We start from the raw sequence: 21,974 nt of genomic DNA, 5'->3' as shown, positions 1-21,974 counted from the left end.
TTTTGGTAAATGGTATCAAATAATTTGACTCAAAATCGTCCTAATCTCCCATTCTCTAAAGAACTTGCTCAAGAGTTGCTGAATAACTACGGTTCTCCGCTTTATGTTTATAATGGCGATCGCTTGGGCGAAACTATTAAGCGGATTAGCAAAGCAGTCAGTTATCCGCGCACGCAATTTCGCTTTGCTAGCGTTACTAATGGCAACATTGCGCTGTTAAAAATTTTTCGCTCCTTTGGATGGGGACTTCACGCCAATACGCCAGGAGATATTTATCTGGGATTGCAAGCTGGTTTCGATCCTAGTGAGATTGTTTATAGCGGTAGTAATTTGAATCGGGCTGAGATGCTACAAGTCTTGAATTGGGGAGTTACAACTCTCAATCTGGATAGTCTTGCTCAATTGCAATTGTGCTGCGAAGTTAGACGCAGAGAGAAAAATATTCGTCTGGGTTTACGCCTCAATTTACCGGAAATTACCGGAGATAGCCGCATTGGTGTGCGTCCAGAAGAATTTGGTGATGCGATCGCTTTAACTGCTGAGTTTGGATTAAAGCTGAGTGGTTTACACTTCTATCGAGGGACGGGAACTAACGCTACAGTTGCATTCACCCAGGTGATTGATACAGTCATCGCCACAGCCCAACAGTTACCAGACTGGGAATATCTAGATTTTGGTGGCGGCTTTGGCTACCCTTATCATCACAACAAAGCAGCCTTTGACTGGGAAATATTTGGGGCTGAATTAACCGAGAGAATTACTCGTTTAGGGCGGGAAATTGATTTGGTAATTGAACCGGGACGAAGTGCGATCGCAGGATGTGCAACTTTGCTTGCTCAAGTTGTTTCTGTAAAATGGCAAGGAGAAAAACAGATTGTTGGAGTTGATACCACCGTTGCTAATCTTTCAGTACCTTCAGTACACGGCGGCTACCGAGAAATTATCACCTGGAAGCAAGTAGATAAATCCTCAATTCCCCACTCTTGTACAGACGCGATTAATCGCGTCTCCCTATTCACAACTGATATTTGTGGTAACACCACATATTCACGAGATTATCTGGGGAAAAATTGCCAACTTCCGGCATTAGAAATTGGCGATATCGTTGCCATTTTAGATGTCGGTGCTTATGGTTATGCAATGTCTTCTCACTTTTTACACCGTCCCAAACCGGCGGAAGTCTTGCTAGAAAATGACAAACATCGCTTGATTCGCCAACGAGAAGACTACAGTGTTTTACTAACAAATCAGATCCTTGATAGTTCCCCCCTTTTTAAGGGGGGTTAGGGGGGATCAAGCCCAATCTCAACCGTATTGACTAACAATTAATAACTAACATAAAACAACCATTATGAAGTGTATTAACTGCGGAACTGACAATAGACTAAAAGACCGGATAGCAAATCAAGGTCGGTGTATAAAATGCAATCATCTCTTTGCCTTTGAACCGACTAGTATGAGTAATGTTCAGATTACCGACCCTTTTTTTGCAAAGGCGATCGCTGATATTTCTGCAAATAATACCTTATTTTTTACACCCAAACAACTGCTGTATTTTCTAGATAATCGTCTAAGGTCAAAGTCAAAGTCAATTTCACGATTTAGTTGGCTATTTCTCTATTTGTTTCTTAATTTATTTACGTCAATATTTATTGTCGTACCACTGATAATAAATTTTATATTTATTTGGAAGTTTTGTAATAATACCATATCAAGTAAACTCAACATTACGAATCGCAAAGACAATGCTAGAAATTTACAAATTATAGGAGGTATTCTTCTTTGTATAGGAATTATCTTCAGTTTCACGCTCAGTCTGAGTTCGAGAACAGTTATTCTCTTTGTTACTATTCTTATTACAGGACTATTCTCGTTATATTTAGGAACTCGACAATTAGGTCGAATTAAATTTTTAACACAAGAATTTTTACTTTCACAATCTCAGTTTCAAGATTGGCTAGCTCGCTGGCAGCAAATAAATGGTTCCATTCTCAAAATTCTTCCTTCACCAAAGCAGGAAAATACACCAGCCACGATTAATCCTGATGTAACTGCTTACAGTTTTGATAGATTAGTCGTTTGTGATACTGCCAGTATTGCTCAACTATTAATCGCTAATAATTTCCACTTTGAAAACAACTGTGCAATCCTCAGCATTACTGGATATCCCCAAAGCATTTTTGACACCACAATGCAAATGCTGCGCCGCAATCCCGATTTAAAAGTCTATGCAGTACATGATTGCAATCCACGAGGAATTGCTTTAGTTCATAATTTGAGAACCAACGCTAATTGGTTTCTCAATAGCGAGATTGTGATTATTGATATCGGACTGACACCACGTCAAATTATCGCTACTAAGCGCGGAATGTTCATTCAATCCTCTCCAGAGTCAACGCAAGCAGCTAAACAATTGCCTGAAGAAATACGTCAAAGTTTATCTGCTGAAGAATTAGCATGGTTAGAATCTGGAAAATTTGTAGAATTGGAATCTTTCACTCCCCAAAGAATAATTAAAGTTCTGCAAAAGGGTATTGCTGGTAGCCAAACTTTAGAAAGTGATGACAGTAGCTTGCTTTTAGTCGGCAATACAGGAAATGATATGTACGTTGTTGAAAGTTTTGGTTAGTATTCTTATTTCAATTGTAGGGGTAATTCATAACTTGCCCCTACACGAATAAAGCTTAGTTTTACATAAAATTTATTTAATTGATTTACAGATTAGATTTATTCAATTTGTTGATTTAACCAAGCTTCTAAATCAGAAATATCTAAGAAGTCTAACAAAGCCTCTCCTAATGCCTCCAATTGTTCAATAGATAATCCTTGAACTCGCTCAATAGTAGATGAATCAATCTCACCAAAACGGCGATTTAGTTGACGTATAATTAAACGTTCTTCGCCTTGCTTATTTCCTTCTTGTATAGCTTGTTCTCGGTCTTGCTGATAAAGTGGTTTTAATCGCATAATTAACTCCCGATCGTCTTCTTCTGAATTTTGATTAACTTGTAAGTTTTGTCGCAAGTTATAAAGTAATTCTAGCGTTGCTCTGCGAAATGGATGATTTAATGGTAGTGCTTCTAATTCATCTATTGCTTGTTTTTGTACTGTTCCTCGACCCAAAATCCTTAACCACAGAGTTTCTTGGGTGCGTGGTAACTGGTGAATCGCAACGATCGCAGTCCGCAAATACTCTGCGATAAAATGTACTCCAGGTAGCCAGTCTACCTTTTGAGTAGCACCAAATCCTGACAAGAGTGTTGTAGATGCTGTTGGGGTGAGTATCCATAATTTAGGAAGTTCTAATTCTGGAATGGAAGTTTTATTACGATTTGCTTGACGTTGTAATCCACCCCTTACTTCTAATAATTTTAACAGGCAATCACAAATTTCTTCTTGTGATGCAGCGTTGCGGAAGGGTTCAAAAATGGCTGCTGTAGCGGCAAACCTTCCTAATAATCCTAGTGTTTCTAAATTCGTGCTTTGTTCTGTTAAAGGAGAAAATAAAACATCGATTTCTCGAACTTCTCCCGCCACACGGCTAGAACCTTGGACTTCTCCATAAGGTTTTAGTAATTCTTCCAAATAATCTTTTGCAAATTGATCATGGATAAATCTAGTCATTCAATCAAAAAAATTTATTTAGCTAATGAATTGGCGATCGCCCTATTTACCTTTACCAGATGTATACTTTGTAATTTATCTTAAACCTCTTTCCATAAGCATTTGAGGTTCGACATTCTCAACATTAGCGATCGCTTCTAACTGAGAAATCCCAGTGATTGCATCAATAATATTACCTGATTTAGCACGCAACCAAGCGGTATGAGGCGCATAAGAAAGGCTTTGAGCTACTTCATAACCTGCTCGATTAATTACCTCGCGTTGCGATTCCACATCAACGCCTTCAGCAAAGCGGATAAAAACCAGTCCAGTTGGTACTGCTAAGGAAGCATTGGATTCTAGCGTATAAACCGGACTCAATAGACTTCTTGCATAAGTCGGGAAAAGGGTAAGGGGGAAGGGGAAAAGGTTCTGTATTGTCTCCTTCCCCTTTAACCTTTTCCCTTTTCTCCCTCTTGCAAAAAGCACTTTTGCAAGAGGTCTAATATACCCTGTTCTGATTGATTGGGTTCGCCTGAAAAAACTGCGTAGGCGTAGCCCGCACTTCGGCTCATTTCGGCTACGCTCAGGACAGGCTCAGTGACACCGTAGACATCGCACCGTCGTTAAAAGTAAGGCATAATACGGTTTTCCCAATTCCCAATTTTCAAAACATTTAGGAGATTAAACAATGGTTCAGGTTCGCTATGGTGGACAGAACGGCCAACAGTATGAATTTGCTATCAGTAACGAATACGTTGTAGTGCGTACCGAAAGCCGCAGCACTTTGGTTGGTGCAAGATCCTTTGAAGTCGCACCTGTATCACCCACGGCTCGTAGCATCCTTAATCAATTTGAGTTAAAAACACGGTTTCGGCAAGCGGGTGTAGAAATTTTACAAGCGAAAGTTCCGAATCAGGGTGTCGCTCTGCGCGATCGCGCTCGTGAAATTCTCAACAATGAGTCTGAAGTCCAATTTGCCGGACGTGTCTTAATCGATCCAGTATCTCAACAACCTGTAATTTACACTGAAAACCTTTTTGTTAAATTTGATAGCGAAGAAGAGTCAAGGGTCTGCCAAGAGGTTTTAAGACGTTACAACTTAACAATTAAACGCCAACTTGAATATGCACGAAATGCTTACTTTGTCAGTGCCCCTGCAAATACTGGTATAGCCGTCTTTGACATCGCCGAGAGACTTCTAAATGAGGAATCAGTTGAACTGTGCCATCCCGAACTAGCGCGTGAGTCACGCCAACGTCAGGTTTTCCCGCAGCAGTGGCACTTAAAGCAAACAACAATTAATGGTAAGACAATTAACGCCCATGCCAACGTTGAAGCAGCTTGGAAGTTGAGCAATGGCACTGGGATAATTATTGCAATTATCGACGATGGTATGGATCTCGATCATGAAGAGTTCCGTTCTTCTGGTAAGATTGTTGCCCCACGAGATGTCACACGTAAAACGAACAATCCCAGACCGGGAAACGATAATAACCACGGTACATCCTGTGCAGGAGTAGCGTGTGCAAACGGTAACTTTGGGGCATCTGGTGTAGCACCGGGGGCAAAACTCATGCCGATTCGTTTAGCTTCAGCGTTGGGATCGCAGGATGAAGCAGATGCTTTTATTTGGGCGGCTCAAAATGGTGCTGATGTTATTTCTTGCAGCTGGGGCCCAGCAGATGGTACTTGGTTTGAGCCAGACGATCCTGTACACAACCAGAAAGTACCTTTGCCTGATTCCACACGGCTGGCTATAGACTTTGCAATCAATAAAGGGCGCAACGGCAAGGGCTGTGTAATTTTATTTGCAGCTGGCAATGGTAACGAAAGCGTCGATAACGACGGCTACGCCAGCTACCAAAAGGTGATTGCAGTGGCAGCTTGTAACGACTACGGCACGAGAAGCGCTTACAGTGACTTTGGTCAGGCGGTTTGGTGCGCCTTCCCCAGCAACAATGGTGATATTTCTCAAACCACTGGAATTTGGACAACCGATCGCTCTGGTGTACTTGGCTATAATTCGGGTAATCGAAATCTGGGTGAGGCTTTAGGCAACTATACGAACGAATTTGGCGGAACTTCCAGTGCTTGTCCAGGTGCAGCAGGTGTAGCAGCCTTGATTCTTGCCAGAAATCCAAATCTGCGTTGGGATGAAGTACGAGACATTTTTAAACGCTCCTGCGATCGCATTGATTCAGCCGGAGGTAAATATGATGCCAATGGTCGCAGTCCTTTCTACGGTTACGGTCGAATCAATGCTCTGAAAGCTGTAGAATTGGCCAAGCCACCGCAAACATCGCCCATCAGCAGATTCCAAGCAGTGCAAGATGTGCCAATTAACGACTTGCAAACATCAACATTATCGGTGGCGATCGCTAATACCACCCTCCTAAAATCCATCAAAGTTAATGTAGATATCGAGCATACTTATATTGGGGATCTGATAGTTACTCTCCTTCCCCCGGTGCAAACAGGCATACTTCCCATAAATCTGCACGATCGCCAGGGTGGAGCTACAGATAATATTAAAACAACTTATGACGAGGTAAACACCCCAAAACTTGCTGCCTTTAAAGGTAAAAGTCCCCAAGGAACCTGGACTCTGGAAGTTGCAGATAAAGCTGAAGGAGATACAGGAAAAATTCGCAGTTTGACTATTGAAATGGGATTTTAGGGATTTCCAACTAAAAAAATATTCCATCGTTGTGTATGTAGAGGAAGCAGAGGAGAAAGAATCTGCCACGATGAAAATGGGATAATTTATTTTCTGGAAGTCCCTTAAACCAATACGTTTGAGTTAGGGAGTGTGAGGGGATGAGGGGGATGAGGGAGATAAAGAGAAGTTGCTGCATTCTTTCCCCATACCCTATGCCCCATGCCCCATGCCCCATGCCCCGTTTCAATTAACTTTGAGTCACAGCCTCTTTCGCCAAGAACTTCTCTAATTCTGTCAGCGCATCAGCATCAACCTTAGTTTGCATTGGACAGAACTTAGGCCCACACATCGAACAAAACTCAGCAGTTTTATAGATATCTGCTGGTAAAGTTTCATCGTGATATTCCTTAGCTCTTTCTGGATCGAGTGATAATTCAAATTGACGGTTCCAATCGAAGTTGTAACGCGCCTTAGAAAGTTCATCATCTCTATCCCTTGCACCAGGGCGATGTCTAGCAATATCAGCTGCATGAGCCGCTATTTTATAGGCAATCAACCCATTTCTGACATCTTCAGCATTTGGTAAACCCAAATGTTCTTTAGGTGTTACATAGCACAGCATTGCAGTACCGTACCATCCAGCCATCGCGGCTCCAATGGCTGAAGTGATATGGTCATAACCAGGAGCAATGTCTGTCACCAATGGCCCTAAAACATAGAAAGGTGCTTCCGAACACTCTTCCATTTGCTTACGGACATTGAACTCAATTTGATCCATTGGCACGTGTCCAGGCCCTTCCACCATCACCTGTACATCATCTTCCCAGGCTTTGCGAGTTAGCTGTCCCAGAGTTTTCAATTCAGCTAATTGTGCTTCATCTGAGGCATCATGGGCGCAGCCAGGACGCAGGGAATCCCCTAAACTGAAGGAGACATCGTACTTCTTGAAAATCTCAACAATGTCTTTGAAGTGGGTATAAAGCGGGTTTTGTTTGTGGTGATGCAACATCCACCGCGCCAAAATACCGCCGCCACGAGAGACAATGCCAGTAATGCGGTTTCTTACCAAAGGTAAATGCTCAATCAAAATCCCAGCGTGGATAGTTTGATAGTCTACTCCCTGCTGGGCGTGCTTTTCGATGATATGGAGAAAATCATCAGCAGTCAGATTCTCAATTGTGCCGTGGACACTTTCTAAAGCTTGGTAAACAGGAACCGTACCAATGGGAATAGGTGAAGCCTTGATAATTGCGGTACGAATTTCGTCCAAATTACCGCCGCCTGTGGACAAATCCATCAGGGTGTCAGCACCGTACTTCACCGCCAGATTCAGTTTATCAACTTCATCCTGAAGATTAGAAGAGTTGGGGGAAGCGCCGATATTAGCATTTACCTTACATTTAGAGGCAATGCCAATAGCCATCGGCTCTAGGTTAGTGTGATTAATATTAGCCGGGATAATCATTCTTCCCCGCGCTACTTCCTCACGAATGAGATCGGCTGGGAGATTTTCCCGTTTGGCGACGTAGTGCATTTCTTCGGTGATAACACCTTGGCGAGCGTAGTGCATTTGAGATACATTAACCTGCCCACGTCGTTTAGCAACCCATTCAGTCCGCATATTGTAATTCCTCAATAAACAGCTTCCCTCCGCTGGTATTACCCAGACTCAGGTGTTAAGGGTGTGATCTCAGCCTGGTTATGTAGGCACCCCTAGCATGGATGTAGTGTATCACCTTCGTTATATCTGGGAGCAAGGGTGTTAACAATTTTATGAGGTAATTACAATTTTGGATTTTAGGGTTTAGGCGCGAATTTCATTTGCACAAGGACGACCCTGTTCAACATCGGTAATATTAGCAAAAGTTGTTTCTGCAATATTGTAGAGAGCTTCTGCTGTAAAAAAGGCTTGATGTCCGGTAATCAGTACATTGGGGAACGTTGTCAGATGCTGGAAAATATCATCTTGAATAATTTCCCCAGACAAATCCTCAAAGAATAATTCCGATTCTTGTTCGTAGACATCTACAGCAAGATAGCCAATTTTACCAGACTTCAATCCCTCAATTACTGCTTGGGTATCAATCAACGCTCCTCGGCTAGTATTAATTAGCATCACACCTGGCTTAATTTTTTCTATAGCCTCAGTATTAATTAAGTGATGGGTTTCAGGAGTTAGGGGGCAATGCAGGGAGATAATATCAGAATTGGCAAATAGCTCAGGTAGTTCTACATACTTTCCACCTAGCGCCTCCAATTCGGGATTGCGATAAACATCATAGGCGAGTAGTTGACAGCCAAACCCTTTCATAATCTGTCCTAAAATCAGACCGATTTTGCCAGTGCCGACAATTCCCACTGTACGCTCATACAAATTAAATCCCAACAGTCCATCTAAAGAAAAATTGCCTTCTCGGACACGGTTGTAGGCACGATGAATTTTGCGATTTAGGCTTAAAATCAATCCTACGGCGTGTTCTGCAACCCCATAAGGTGAATAGGCGGGAACACGCACAACGGTAATTCCTAAGTCTGCCGCGGCTTGTAAGTCTACATTGTTAAACCCTGCACAGCGAAGGACTACTAGACGAGTTCCCCGTGAGGCGAGAAGTTCTAAAGTTGGGGCATCAACCTGATCGTGGACAAATACGCAAACCGCCGGAAATTCGGCAGCCAGGATAGCTGTATCTCGATTTAAACGGGGTTCAAAAAATACTAATTCGTGTTGGATAGGAGAATTTGCAGCTGACAAAAACTGCCGATCGTAGGCTTTTGTACTGAAAACTGCTACTTTCATGCAAAACCTCAGATTTTATGTATGCTGCACGGTCGTTCGAGTACATAATACCTTGACCTTTAGAAAAGCGATGTCTACAACGAGCGTAGCTGGGACATTTTTAATTGCTATCTAGGGACGCAAGGCTTGGGTGATTTACAAGAATAAATATACTGATGCCGTTGGTTTCGGCTACTTCGACTTACCTCGGCTCCGCTCGGCACGAGTCGCTCAGTACAAGTTCGCTCAACCAACTGATAGATCGAGAGTTGAGTGTACCCCTGCTCTTAAGCAAGCTACGCGTAGCGTCTCCAAGAGTTGTCAAAAGTCGCTAGGTATTTTCTTTGTTGAAAATTACCTTGCGCCCCTACCGTACTGCTCCAAATTGCGATGTTTGCCGAATTACTACAGATATGGAATGCCGCACTTCGCTCATATTTCCATCACATTTATTTCTCATAATTTTACCAATCGGCTAATAGTCAATTTTGGCGGAAACAAAATGACAGTAACATCTGAAAAAATCATCCAGCCACGTGAATGGCACAATCTACCGGCATTAAAGGTAGCTCAACATTTAGAGGCAAATCTAGAAACAGGTTTAACTTCAGATGAGGTAGTAAAACGACAAGAACGTTTTGGTGCTAATGAACTTAAGGGCAAACGTGGAACCAGCCCAGTATTAAGATTTTTGTTGCAATTTAACCAACCGTTACTGTACATTTTGCTGATTGCGGGTGCAATTAAAGCCTTAATTGGACAATGGGTAAATGCTTGGGTAATTTGGGGTGTAACCTTAATTAATGCGATTATCGGTTTTATTCAAGAATCGAAAGCTGAAAGTGCGATCGCAGCTTTAGCTTCTTCAGTACAAACTAATGCAACTATCCTTCGCAACGGTCAAAAGATACAAGTTCCTTCAATGGAGTTAGTACCTGGGGATTTGGTACTACTCACTTCTGGCGATAAAGTACCAGCGGATTTGCGTTTGATAAAGTCCCGAAATCTGCAAGTGAATGAATCAGCACTTACGGGTGAGTCAGTCGCTACCGAAAAAAATACCCAGCCATTGAATACAGATACAGCCTTAGCCGAACGCCTCAATATGGCTTATGCTGGTAGCTTTGTAACTTTTGGTACTGGTAGTGGAATTGTGGTGGCCATTGGAGAAGCCACGGAAACCGGGCGCATTTCCCAACTGATTGAGCAAGGAACGAGCCTGAAAACTCCCCTGACTCGAAAATTTGATAAATTTAGCCGCACCCTGCTGTACATCATTCTCGGCATCGCGGCGTTGACATTTGCCGTCGGGTTGGGATACGGCAATACCTGGGCAGAAATGTTTGAAGCGGCTGTTGCTTTTGCTGTGAGTGCGATTCCTGAAGGATTGCCAGCTGTAGTAACTGTGACACTAGCAATCGGGGTTTCGCGGATGGCGCGGCGAAATGCGATCGTTCGGAAATTGCCAGCGGTGGAAACTCTTGGCGGTGCTACAGTCATCTGTTCTGACAAAACTGGGACGCTAACTGAAAACCAGATGACTGTACAAGCAATTTATGTAGGCGGTGAACAATATACGGCCACTGGTACGGGATATGCGCCAGAAGGAGAAATTTTATTAGATGAACAGCCAATAGATTGGCAGAATCTTCCGGCTTTAGCAGAATGTCTCAAAGCCGGTTTGTTATGCAATGACTCGTATCTAGAACAAAAGGAAGGACTATGGCAGGTTTTTGGTGATCCTACAGAGGGAGCATTGATCGCTGTTGCTGATAAAGTTGGACTGAATCGCAGTAACTTAGAAGCCCAAATGCCCAGACTAGATGTTATCCCATTTGAGTCTGAGTTTCAATACATGGCAACTTTGCATGACGATGGGAGTAGAGAAAATTCTTCACGAGTTAAAACTATTTACGTCAAAGGTTCGGTAGAGGCAATTCTGAAACGTTGTCAGCAGATGTTAAATGCTGAGGGAAACCTTACCTTTGTAGATCCAGAAACCATACATCAAGAAGTTGATGTGATGGCGAATCTTGGTTTACGGGTACTAGCTTTTGCGAATAAATCTGTATCCAATGCTCAAGATTCACTCGATCATGCAGATATCGAAAAGAATTTGGTTTTCTTGGGATTGCAAGGGATGATCGATCCGCCCAGAAGTGAGGCTATCAAGGCTGTAGAAGCCTGTCAAAATGCTGGTATTCAAGTCAAAATGATTACAGGCGATCATGCTGTGACTGCAAGAGCGATCGCTCAAAGTATGGGCTTTAATAAAAATGGCGAAGTTCTCGCTTTTACAGGCAGTGAACTGGCGCAAATGGATCAATCAGAACTGGCTACAGCGATAGAAGATGGGGCAGTATTCGCCCGTGTTGCACCAGAACAGAAACTTCGCATCGTTGAAGCCCTGCAAGCTAAAGGAGAGGTTGTTGCCATGACTGGGGATGGTGTTAATGATGCACCAGCCCTAAAACAAGCAGATATTGGTATTGCAATGGGAGGCGCTGGTACAGAGGTAGCCAAAGAAGCCTCAGATATGATTTTGACTGATGATAACTTCGCCTCAATAGAAGCTGCCGTTGAGGAAGGGCGGACTGTTTATCGAAATTTGCTCAAAGCGATCGCCTTTATCCTACCCGTTAATGGTGGCGAATCGATGACGATTTTGATTAGTGTATTATTTGCCAGAGAATTGCCCATTTTATCTTTACAAGTTTTGTGGCTGAATATGGTGAATTCCATTGCCATGACAGTACCCTTAGCCTTTGAGCCAAAGTCTGAACGGGTAATGGAACAATCACCACGCAGCCCCCGCGAACCGTTACTTTCTAAAAGTTTAGTCAAACGGATTATAGCAATTTCTCTCTTTAACTGGATTTTGATTTTTGGTGTATTTGAATGGATACGACAAACTACAGGAAATATCGATTTAGCCCGAACAATGGCAATTCAGGCTTTAGTCGCCGGAAGAATTTTTTATCTTTTAAGTATTAGTCAATTAGGAACGGCTCTAGTTAATACGATTCGGGGAGTCAGACAGACATTTAGTGATGCCTCAGCAATGGGAATTGGTATCGCTACTACAATAGTTTTGCAGATTATTTTTAGTCAGTGGAACTTAATGAATAGCTTATTTTATACTGCTCCACTGAATTTAAATCAATGGTTAATTTGCTTCCTTATAGGATTGCCAATGATTGGAGTATCAATTATAGTAAATCGTTTCGACCCTCTCAACTGATTTACTCTCCTAACCTAATCCCAAATTTACAGCTACATTCTCAGGCACTACTCATAGATAAAGGGTTGTGCCGTTTACTCTAATTACTTGCTTTGCTTCTCACTTACCTATATCAAAGCTATAGAAAACAATGTGAGTGCCAGGAAGAAATTGTTTTAATAATTGTTTATTTAACTTTGCTTTTACCATGAAATATTGGAATATCTAATTTTTATGATGGGTTATATCATGTCCGCATAATTAGTTATGATTCCCAGAGTCATTGCACCCCACCCCCAGCCCCTCCCCGCAAGCGGGGAGGGGAGACAAAGCGCAGCTTTGGCGGGGTGGGGTTCTTGGGGTTTAGTAAGTAATCAAGCGGACATGATATTACAACGGCTGATAATCACAACAATTAATTGCTGCTTTTGTGAAAACCAGAGAAGGATTCACTGCACACTTGAGATAGCTGTTCTTTGAAAAAAAATGGCAATTTTGACAGGGAAAGTCATTTGAATTTTTTATGTCGTAAGTCTGACGCGACAGTTTTATCTTATGAAGAATAACTGTCCCACCCATTACTAACAATATAAAAGGAGCCAAAATTAGAGATGGATCTGAAGTTATGGCAGTAGTTGTATTCTCTCTAATTAAATTTTCGCTATCACCCTTTTCTGTACTCGATATTTCTCTAGATATGTTTGTTGAACTTGAATAAAGTTTTAATTCATCTGGTATATATATATTGAAATTTTTATTGGATTCCATGTTATTTACCTTTGATATAAAATAATTTTTCATATATCCTTTAAATAAATTTAAAGATAGTTGTGAATTAGTTTATTACTGAAACTTTCATACTAATTCTATTTACATTCAATACTGCTAGGTTAAGAATTTTAAACTGGAATTTGGTTTGATAAAAAGGTTACTGAGTTTGGGTTAAAGGTTTTTTCTTTCCCCAAAATCCGACAAGTATTGTATTTACATTAAAAAATCTACAAAAAAAATGTGAGCAGAAAGTGACAGGAAGACAATAACTTTATTTTCACTTCGGGGAGAGGAATGGAAACGGGGGTTTTTAGTATACTTAATTATCTGCTTGTTTTCTTGGCGTTCTTCTCTAACGAGACGCTGCGCGTTGGCGGAAGCCTCTCGTAGAGATGGCGGTTCGGTAATTTTCACAACTCAAATAGGATTGCTGTATGCGATATGGTAAATTTGTATTGATTGATTTTTAATTACTAATACCAATTCTGTATTAAGATGCACATAACAAGCCTTCCCTGTAGTCCGCCCAAGCTAACGGTAAGACACAGGAGGAAATACAACAGGTTTCAAGGAAGGTAAAGAATACAACGATTCGTCTTAAAGACTGATATGAAGTGTGTTTTACTCCTGAATTCTGCTGTATATACAGCTTCACAAAAAACAGTACAACTCAGAAATATGTTTATGAGTAGCTTAATCTTATTATTAATTGGTTTAGCAACTTTTTTCTTAGCTTTCAATACTAAAGACGAAATTAGTCGCATTACTGCTATGATCAGCGGGACAATTCTTCTAATTTGGGGTTTGGCTCTAGCTCCCTTGCAATTTCAATTACTAATTGAGATTGTCTCAGTTTTAGCATCTTTTTCTATTTGTATGCGTTGTTTAGGTTGTGGTTTTAAACGCGATTGATTTTTAACTTGATAACTTATAAGTTTTCTGACATCTTCAAGAGATAAATTAAGTAATTGAGCAATCATGACTTCTAATATATTAACTTCAGTTATTGGCAGTGCAAAATTCAACTTTTTTAGAGGACTATTAGCCGTTCTAACTTCGACAAAGCTAAATCCTTGTTTTTTTTGAATTTCAGCTTTGATTGCTGTCAAATTCAAGGGAATTTGTATTTGTATTTGTTGATTACGTTTTAGTTTTTTAATTTGAGGATACAATCCTAATTTTTGTGCGATCGCTACTTCGGTAAATTTTGAATTAGGAATTTCTAGTTCTAACCTTTTAATGATGGAGTTTGCCGTTTTAATTTGAACTTGAGTAAAGTTTTGTTGTTCCTGTATCTTCAGATCAATTACTGTAAAATTAAGCTTGAGCAAAACCTGTAGTAGTTTATCAGCTTGCAATTTATCTGGCGTTCTGTAAGAGAAACTTAATAATTGCTTTGTTAGGAAATCACTACCAGCCCAAAAGGCAATTCCTACTAATAGCAGAGGTAGAAACAATAGTAAAATTTTTGGACGTAAATCAGGCATATTTTGTAATTTTATAGATAACCCTAAATTTCAATAGTCACGAAGGTATAGCATGGTTTGTAACTACCTGTTGACAGATATACTTTATTCCTGATGAAGAATAATCTGAAAGTTAAAATCTAAAATTAGATAGAAGACATAGAGGTAATTAACATATCTAATTTTAAAAGAGAGTTAATAATTCTCTGGCAAGGCTTCATACCAAAAAGTTTTATGCGGATTTTACTAGTAGAAGATGACTTAGAACAATTAGAACCACTACAAGGTATTCTCTCCGAGGCAGGATATATTGTAGATGCCGCAGAAGACGGGGAAATTGCCCAATGGCTGATTTCGCAAAAAGATTACGATCTATTAATTGTGGACTGGATGTTACCAACAATTAGTGGGTTGGCTTTGTGTCGCCAGTATCGTCTCTCTGGTAAAAATGCACCAGTATTGATGTTAACTGCTAAAGATACCACAGCCGACAAAGTTATGGGTTTAGACGCAGGAGCCGATGATTATTTAGTTAAACCTGCTGACTTGGTAGAACTGTTAGCACGAGTACGTGCTTTGGGGCGAAGAGTTCCTAATTGGCAGGGATATAGTTTACGTATAGCAGATTTACAATTTCATTTAGCTGAATTAAGTGTAGAACGGAGTCAGGTAAAAGTAGAATTATCTCCACGTGAAGGACAATTACTAGAATACCTGATGCGTCATCCCAATCAGGTTTTAACTCGCAACCAGATTGAAGAAGCTTTGTGGGAGTACGGTATGGAACCAGAAAGCAATGCCCTAACTGTGCTAATACGCAAGTTGCGGCAGCGCTTGCAAGTATTGGGTGCAGAAGACTGGATTAGAACAGTTTATGGTATGGGTTATCGCTTAAATCCTCAAGAATAAAAACTGGGAGAGTGAGAAGAATAATAACATTACTAACGATTACTTATGTTTAATCGCAGCCGTCGCAATCTTGCAAGTTGGTTCACGCTAACAATGGGCAGTATTTTAATTGTGTTTGCGGCGGTAGTGTACTACTGGGAAGTCATAGATGAGTTGGAGGAACTAGATCGATTACTTTATAAAAAAACGAGTGTGATGGCAGCTAATGTCAAGTCGGAGCTGCATAATGGCCAGCGACAGGTAGACTTGGAACATGTACCATTGTTGGGAAGTATGGTACAACCATTGCCGGATAGTCAACTAGTGTATGCAAGCTGGTACGATGAGCAAAAGCAGCTGGTACAATTTTTTGGTACGATTCCTAGCGATCGCCTTTCAATCTCAGGTGGGTTTGATACTATCAAGACTGATAGTAAAGTCTGGCTACGTCAGGTAACGTTGCCTGTTTACCAAAATGGTTTATTAATTGGTTATTTGCAGGCAGCGATGCCGATGATAGCTACTGAAAGCGCTTTAGCTGAATTCCGTATGGTTTTGGCTATCTCAGCGCCTATAACTTTAGCTGTAGTTGCCCTCACAGGTTGGTGGTTGGGAGGGCTAGCAATGCAACCAATTCGCCACAATTACCATCATCTGCAAAGGTTTACAGCTGATGCTTCCCACGAATTGCGATCGCCTCTGACAGCAATTATTAGTAATGCTCAGTACGGCTTTTTATCTAAATCTACCGATTTGGAGATGCAACGTCAGCGCTTCCAAAAGATTTTTGATATCGCTAAGTCAATGAGTATTCTAGTAAATAATCTGCTGTTTCTGGCACGTTCTCAAGGACAATTACCGACTGAATCATTACAAGTAATTGACTTAAATAATTTGCTTGCGCAGATAACAGATGATTATGCCACTCAACCAGATGCACAACATCTTAGTTTAGTTTGCAAACTACCAAATAATAATATAACGGTGCTTGGCGATGCCGACTTGCTCCGTCAAGTAGTTATAAATTTACTTAATAATGCTTGTAAATATACTCCTACTGGTGGCCAAGTTCAATTGCAATTATTTACCCAATCACATTGGGGTGTAATTCAAATTATAGACAATGGTATTGGGATTCCTGAAGCTGATTTGCCATATATTTTTGAACGATTTTATCGAGTGGATAAAAAGCGATCGCGTCAAACTGGAGGATTTGGTTTAGGGTTAGCTATTGTCCAACAAATAGTTGAATCTCATGGTGGTAAAATTACTATTAAGAGTGTATTCCAAGAAGGTACAATTTTACAAATTGCTTTGCCTCTAAAGTAAGATTTATAAATTCTGCTTCTATTGTTAAAAGAGAATTCAGAAGTCCAATGCGCCATGCCCAATCATTACCGATATATTATTTTTTACAAACCCTATGGCGTTCTCAGCCAGTTTACAAAAGATGCCCCCACACATAGCACCCTAAAAGATTATATTGATGTGTCTGATGTGTATCCTGTGGGACGCTTGGACTGGGATAGTGAAGGATTGCTGCTGTTAACAAATGATGGACAATTGCAACATCGCCTCGCCCATCCGCGTTTTGGTCATAAACGTACTTACTGGGTACAGGTAGAGCGAATTCCAGATGCAGAGGCTATCAAAAGGTTGCAAACAGGTGTGGAAATTCAAGATTACCGCACTCAACCAGCAGAAGTTGAGCTTCTATCAGAAGAACCACAGTTACCCGAACGCACTCCACCAATTAGATTTCGTAAAAATGTACCGACAGCTTGGCTGGAAATGACTTTAACAGAGGGAAAAAACCGCCAAGTAAGGCGCATGACTGCGGCTGTTGGGTTTCCGACTTTGCGACTGGTTAGAGTTAGCATCGCTCACCTACAATTAGATGACCTACAATTGGGTCAATGGCGTGACCTCACCGCTTCTGAACTCGATAATTTTAGTAAATCGAAAAGTTTTCCCTCAAAAGCCAATGCCCAATAACACAATACGCTTGGGTTAAGCCTAGCAGTCTTTGTCAAAGTCATTTTTTTTACGAACCGCAGAGGCGCAGAGGACGCAGAGAAAAGAAAGAGAAGGAAAAAATTGCTTAGGGAACTTCAAGAAATAAATTATCCAATATTGTGGGGTGGGCATCTTGCCCGCCATATCAACTGGGCGGGCGAGACGCCCACCCCACAGGAGTTAATTGGATATTTTTTTATTTAGAAGTCCCTTAACAGGAAGTCGAGTTTCTACGTTGACTTGCCATTAATATGCTAAAGATTTCCAACATTACTAAATTTCTTTATAGCGCGAATTACTAGCCAAGTTCCTCCAGAGGAGATCAATAACAACGGTGTTAACCAATCACCCCAACGCACATATAAAGTTTGTGTCTGTCGCCGATAAATTGTTTCAGCATGAGTTTCGTAGGTATTATATCCAGACATCCATAAGGTTCTGCCATGAGGATCTACAAAGGCTGAATATCCGGTATTAGTTGCCCGTGCTGACCATCTATCAGTTTCAATTGCCCGCATGATATCCTGTGCATGATGCTGGAATGGCATGGATGCAGTGTAATGGGCATCGTTAGAAGAACTGAGAATAAACTGCCCACCCGCCGCCGCTTGACGGCGAAATTGTTCGGGAAAAGCAGATTCATAACATATACTAGCGATCGCGCGACCAAAAGGAGTGTCAAATAGCTGATTTGCTGAGCCAGCAACTTGGTGTGCATCCAAAGGCGACAAGCGCTGAACTAGTCCACCTAAAATCCCTTCAAAGGGAATATATTCTCCCAGAGGTACTAGTTTGGACTTATCGTAGCGGCTGACAATTTCACCTTTACTGTTGAAAGTAAACAAACTAATTGTATAACTATCTCCCCGTTCGCCAAAAGCCCCAATCCAAGCAACTACGCCTTTTTCTTTCACTGCTGCGACTAAAGCAGTTTGCATCAAGTTACGCTGGAAAATAGGTAAGGCTCCTTCTGGGGTCAGGACTGCATCTACACCTTGATTTGCTAAAGTTAGATATCCATTGGTGTAATTTTCTTGGGCGCGACGAAACCCTTCGGAACTTCGTAAAAGTCGGTTCGGGATATTACCCTGAATAATCCCCACTTTTAAAGCCGCTTCTGGGGGTTGAGCGATGGGGCGGCTGTATAAGATAAAACCAATCAAGTGTAAGGTAATTAATAGTCCTGTGGCGATAACCCAGTATTTATTAACGAACCGCAGAGGCGCGGAGGACACAGAGGAAATTCTCTCTGCCTCTCTGCGGTTCATCCATCCTTCAGCAATTAAACCATTAATGGCAACGATCGCTGCTGTCACAGTATTAGACCCAGACAGTTGACCCAGATGTACAATTACGAGATTATGCGGGCTTTGTGTGTACGCAAGAGAACTCCACCACAGAGGGCCAGCACTCCACAGACTTTCTAAACCGCACCAAACGGCTGTACCAATTAGTATACGTAGCCACGGTTTTTGTCCGGCTAGGCGAACCATCACAGCCGCCCAAATAGTAAGGAATACCCCTCCCAAGAAGCTGATAAATCCCCAACAAAAAATCGTAATTGCCAAACTTGGCAACCAAGGAACGCCCAACCATGTCATCGGATGAATTCCGGTAATCCAGAATAGGGCGACACCGTGAAAACCAATACCCCATAGGAAAGCCGGGGGGAATTTGTTTTTACCTTTGGCTGAAGTGACAACTAGCACCCATAAGGGAACTATGGCAATCCAAGCCAAGAACCATGCACCTACTGGGGCTACGGTTAGCCCCATTAAAATGCCGCTAGCGAATGCAATCAAATAGGGGAGTAAGGCGATTAACCTCTCCCCCTGCTTTTTATTCTGCTTCTTCTGCATCGACAGCATCAGGTGGAACTATTGCTACTCCGGTAATAGCGTCATCTTCGTCTAAACGCTGCACTCTGACTCCAGTTGCCGATCGCGATTGGATAGAAATCGCATTCACCGCTTGACGGATGATAATACCGCGATTTGTCACCATCATGATTTCATCATCATCGTTGTTCACAATGCGTAGGGTTGCCAACTTGTCCTTGGTTTTGCGGTTTTTGAACTTGGTTGCCATTAAACCCTGACCAGCACGATTTTGCAGCCTGAATTGAGCAACTGGTACGCGCTTACCATATCCACCCATTGTAATTACCAACACCCAAGGGCCAACTACGCCACTGCTAGGCACTTCTGCGGACTCTTCAGTAATTTCGGTAATTTCGATATCTTCTGTTTCGATTGTTTCGATATCTTCAATTTCTGCTTCTGTAACATCCAAAGTTTCCAGAATTGCTGCGGGCAGAATATCCATACCCACCAGCTCATCTTTATTCTTAAGTTTCATGGCTTTCACCCCACGAGTCGCCCTACTTAAAGGACGCAGTTGTTCGTGGTTGCACCGGAAGTTAATCGCCATCCCGTTACGAGAACCAATGATTACGCTGTCCTCAACTCTAGCGCGTCGCACCCAGCGGAGTTGGTCGCCTTCTTCTAAGGAAATGGCAATCAAGCCATTGGCGCGAATGTGACTAAAGGCTGCCAATTCGGTTTTCTTGATATTGCCGCCCTTAGTGAGCATGACCAGATATTCTTCGCTGCTAAACTCGTCAACGGGTACAATTGAGGTGATTTTTTCCTCTTTGGGAATCGGTAACATCTGGACGATTGGTGTGCCGCGACTGGTACGCGAACTCGCTGGGATTTGATAGGCTCTCAGGCAATAAACAACACCACGCTCACTAAAGAATAAAATACTGTCGTGATCGCAGCAAGTTAAGAAATGCTCAATGGTATCATCATCTTTCACCTTGGCTGCGGCTTTGCCTCTGGTAGCACGGCTTTGGGCTTCAAAGGTGTTAACTGGCATTCGTTTGATGTAGCCTTGCTCTGTCACCAGAATTATCGCTTTTTCATTGGCAATCAGGTCGCGATCGTCTAATTCCCCTTCCCCTGGTAAAATTATCGTGCGGCGGGGTGTGGCGAAGTTAGTTTTGAGTTGCCCGACTTCAGTTTCAATGATTTCTAGCACTCTCTCCCGACGTGCCAAAATATCTTGCAAGTCGGTAATCTTCGCTTGTAATTCCTCGTGTTCCAAACGAATTTTGTCTGCTTCTAAGGCAGTCAAGCGCCGCAATTGCATTTGCAAAATCGCATCTGCTTGCACTTCTGAAAGTCCGTAAGTTGTGATCAACTCACCTTTAGCTGTAGGTGCATCGGGAGCATGACGAATCAAGACGATAATTGGATCTAACTGGGCTAAGGCAATTAATAACCCTTGCAATAGATGGTCGCGTTCTTCGGCTTTCCGCAGTTCGTAGCGGGTGCGTCTGGCAATGGATTCGATACGGAAATCCAAGAAGACGGTTAAAAACTGCTTGAGGGTGAGTACTTGGGGTTCGCTATTCACCAACGCCAGCATATTCGCGCCGAAGTTGGCTTGTAGCGGCGTTTGCTTGTAAAGGTTGTTTAAAACGACGCGAGGGTAAGCATCACGCTTGAGTTCGATGACAACTCTCATCCCGTCGCGATCGCTTTCATCCCGGATATCTGCAATCCCTTCTAGACGCTTCTCGTTCACCATTTCGGCGATTTTTTCAATCAGCGCCGCTTTGTTGGTTTGATAGGGCAATTCGGTGATGATAATTGCTTCTCTATCTGGGCGTCCCCGTTGTTCAACGGTTTCAATGTTGGCGACACCACGCATAGTGATGGAACCACGCCCGGTAGTATAAGCTTCTCGAATGGCTGATGTTCCCAAAATCTGCGCCCCAGTCGGAAAGTCTGGGCCGTGGACATACTGCATTAATTCGAGATCGGTGATTTCTGGATTGTGGATTACAGCCACCAAAGCATCGATCAATTCGCCCAAATTGTGGGGGGGAATGTTGGTGGCCATGCCCACGGCAATCCCAGAGGAACCGTTAAGTAGTAACTGGGGAATCCGTGCTGGTAAAACTGTGGGTTCTTGCTGGGAACCGTCGAAGTTATCGGCAAAGTCTACGGTTTCATACTCAATGTCGTGGAGTAAACCAGCGCTAGTTAAAGCTTGCAAGCGGCATTCAGTGTACCGCATGGCGGCTGGCGGATCGTTGTCTACCGAACCAAAGTTACCATGTCCGTTAACTAGGGGCGATCGCATGGAAAAATCCTGCGCCATCCGCACCAAGGCATCATATACTGCTGTGTCACCGTGGGGGTGATATTTACCCAATACTTCACCCACTACACGGGCGCATTTCTTAAAGGGGCGATCGTGGAGCAGACCTAGCTCGTGCATTGCGTAGAGAATGCGACGATGCACAGGTTTTAGACCATCCCTGGCATCTGGCAACGCCCGACCCACTATCACGCTCATGGCGTATTCCAGATAAGACTGCGACATTTCGGTTCGCAAGTCAATCGGGATAATCCTCTCCTGTGAGGTTGTCATAACCTAAAAATCTCCAAAAATCGTAGATTTTAGCTTGTTTACTCAACAAAGCGCAAAATTATTCTAAATTGCTCTTGAATAATTGCTATAATTTGATACAATCTTAGCATATATTGCTTTTTATTGCCT

General features: G+C 42.2%; 16 protein-coding genes and 1 riboswitch. Of the genes, 7 read left to right on the top strand and 9 right to left on the bottom strand.

Translation table 11 applies throughout. The features are described from left to right. The first annotated feature begins 9 nt into the window (after positions 1-9). Both RMX69_RS10100 and RMX69_RS10095 read left to right on the top strand, forming a co-directional pair. Positions 10-1,287, top strand: a complete 1,278-nt coding sequence (locus RMX69_RS10100) for a decarboxylase (RefSeq protein ID WP_322637374.1) — start codon at positions 10-12, stop codon at positions 1,285-1,287. A 169-nt stretch (positions 1,288-1,456) separates the two neighbouring features. Further along, entirely contained in the window at positions 1,457-2,629 is a 1,173-nt protein-coding gene (locus RMX69_RS10095; RefSeq protein ID WP_322637373.1) for a hypothetical protein, read from the top strand. A gap of 98 nt (positions 2,630-2,727) precedes the next feature. Here the strand turns inward: RMX69_RS10095 and RMX69_RS10090 are convergent, their stop codons facing one another. The 3 genes from RMX69_RS10090 to RMX69_RS10080 form a co-directional block, all read right to left on the bottom strand. After that, a complete protein-coding gene (locus RMX69_RS10090; protein WP_322637372.1) occupies positions 2,728-3,624 on the bottom strand; it encodes a DUF4351 domain-containing protein in 897 nt (298 codons plus the stop codon). Positions 3,625-3,699: 75 nt separating this feature from the next. Further along, on the bottom strand, positions 3,700-3,984 hold the full coding sequence (locus RMX69_RS10085; protein WP_289796309.1) for a hypothetical protein: 285 nt from the start codon (positions 3,982-3,984) through the stop codon (positions 3,700-3,702). Positions 3,985-4,055: 71 nt separating this feature from the next. Then, positions 4,056-4,178 carry a hypothetical protein gene (locus tag RMX69_RS10080; protein WP_289796310.1) on the bottom strand — a complete coding sequence of 41 codons (123 nt, stop codon included), beginning with the start codon at positions 4,176-4,178 and terminating at the stop codon, positions 4,056-4,058. A 116-nt stretch (positions 4,179-4,294) separates the two neighbouring features. Between RMX69_RS10080 and RMX69_RS10075 the strand changes: the two genes are divergently transcribed. Next, complete coding sequence (locus tag RMX69_RS10075; RefSeq protein ID WP_322637371.1) at positions 4,295-6,283, top strand: S8 family serine peptidase; 1,989 nt, start codon at positions 4,295-4,297, stop codon at positions 6,281-6,283. A 229-nt stretch (positions 6,284-6,512) separates the two neighbouring features. Here the strand turns inward: RMX69_RS10075 and thiC are convergent, their stop codons facing one another. Next, positions 6,513-7,886, bottom strand: coding sequence for a phosphomethylpyrimidine synthase (thiC, locus tag RMX69_RS10070; RefSeq protein WP_322637370.1), 1,374 nt, complete (start codon positions 7,884-7,886; stop codon positions 6,513-6,515). A gap of 7 nt (positions 7,887-7,893) precedes the next feature. Then, positions 7,894-7,990: riboswitch (TPP riboswitch) on the bottom strand. A 79-nt stretch (positions 7,991-8,069) separates the two neighbouring features. Then, on the bottom strand, positions 8,070-9,062 hold the full coding sequence (locus RMX69_RS10065; protein WP_289796312.1) for a 2-hydroxyacid dehydrogenase: 993 nt from the start codon (positions 9,060-9,062) through the stop codon (positions 8,070-8,072). 481 nt (positions 9,063-9,543) lie between these two features. Between RMX69_RS10065 and RMX69_RS10060 the strand changes: the two genes are divergently transcribed. Continuing rightward, a complete protein-coding gene (locus RMX69_RS10060) occupies positions 9,544-12,282 on the top strand; it encodes a cation-transporting P-type ATPase (protein ID WP_322637369.1) in 2,739 nt (912 codons plus the stop codon). A 369-nt stretch (positions 12,283-12,651) separates the two neighbouring features. Here the strand turns inward: RMX69_RS10060 and RMX69_RS10055 are convergent, their stop codons facing one another. Next, positions 12,652-13,029, bottom strand: a complete 378-nt coding sequence (locus RMX69_RS10055) for a hypothetical protein (protein ID WP_322637368.1) — start codon at positions 13,027-13,029, stop codon at positions 12,652-12,654. Positions 13,030-13,859: 830 nt separating this feature from the next. Continuing rightward, a complete protein-coding gene (locus RMX69_RS10050; RefSeq protein WP_322637367.1) occupies positions 13,860-14,519 on the bottom strand; it encodes a hypothetical protein in 660 nt (219 codons plus the stop codon). A gap of 213 nt (positions 14,520-14,732) precedes the next feature. Between RMX69_RS10050 and RMX69_RS10045 the strand changes: the two genes are divergently transcribed. From RMX69_RS10045 to RMX69_RS10035, 3 genes are read left to right on the top strand one after another with little or no spacing between them, the layout of a single operon-like run. Further along, entirely contained in the window at positions 14,733-15,407 is a 675-nt protein-coding gene (locus RMX69_RS10045) for a response regulator transcription factor (protein ID WP_322637366.1), read from the top strand. Between the two features lie 45 nt (positions 15,408-15,452). Continuing rightward, positions 15,453-16,715, top strand: coding sequence for a sensor histidine kinase (locus RMX69_RS10040; protein ID WP_289796317.1), 1,263 nt, complete (start codon positions 15,453-15,455; stop codon positions 16,713-16,715). 54 nt (positions 16,716-16,769) lie between these two features. Beyond that, on the top strand, positions 16,770-17,381 hold the full coding sequence (locus tag RMX69_RS10035; protein ID WP_322637365.1) for an rRNA large subunit pseudouridine synthase E: 612 nt from the start codon (positions 16,770-16,772) through the stop codon (positions 17,379-17,381). Positions 17,382-17,656: 275 nt separating this feature from the next. On the opposite strand, the gene lnt is transcribed toward RMX69_RS10035, so the two are convergent. Continuing rightward, positions 17,657-19,261, bottom strand: coding sequence for an apolipoprotein N-acyltransferase (lnt, locus tag RMX69_RS10030; protein ID WP_322637364.1), 1,605 nt, complete (start codon positions 19,259-19,261; stop codon positions 17,657-17,659). Next, the gene (gene gyrA, locus RMX69_RS10025) at positions 19,242-21,845 is read right to left on the bottom strand and encodes a DNA topoisomerase (ATP-hydrolyzing) subunit A (protein WP_289796320.1); all 2,604 of its coding nucleotides are present in this window, start codon (positions 21,843-21,845) and stop codon (positions 19,242-19,244) included. The genes lnt and gyrA overlap by 20 nt, the downstream gene beginning before the upstream one ends. Between the last annotated feature and the right edge of the window lie 129 nt (positions 21,846-21,974).

Origin of the sequence: Nostoc sp. EspVER01 (genome assembly GCF_034530635.1) — a bacterium.
Classification (GTDB): domain Bacteria; phylum Cyanobacteriota; class Cyanobacteriia; order Cyanobacteriales; family Nostocaceae; genus Nostoc.
This window is presented reverse-complemented; position numbering and strand designations above follow the sequence as displayed.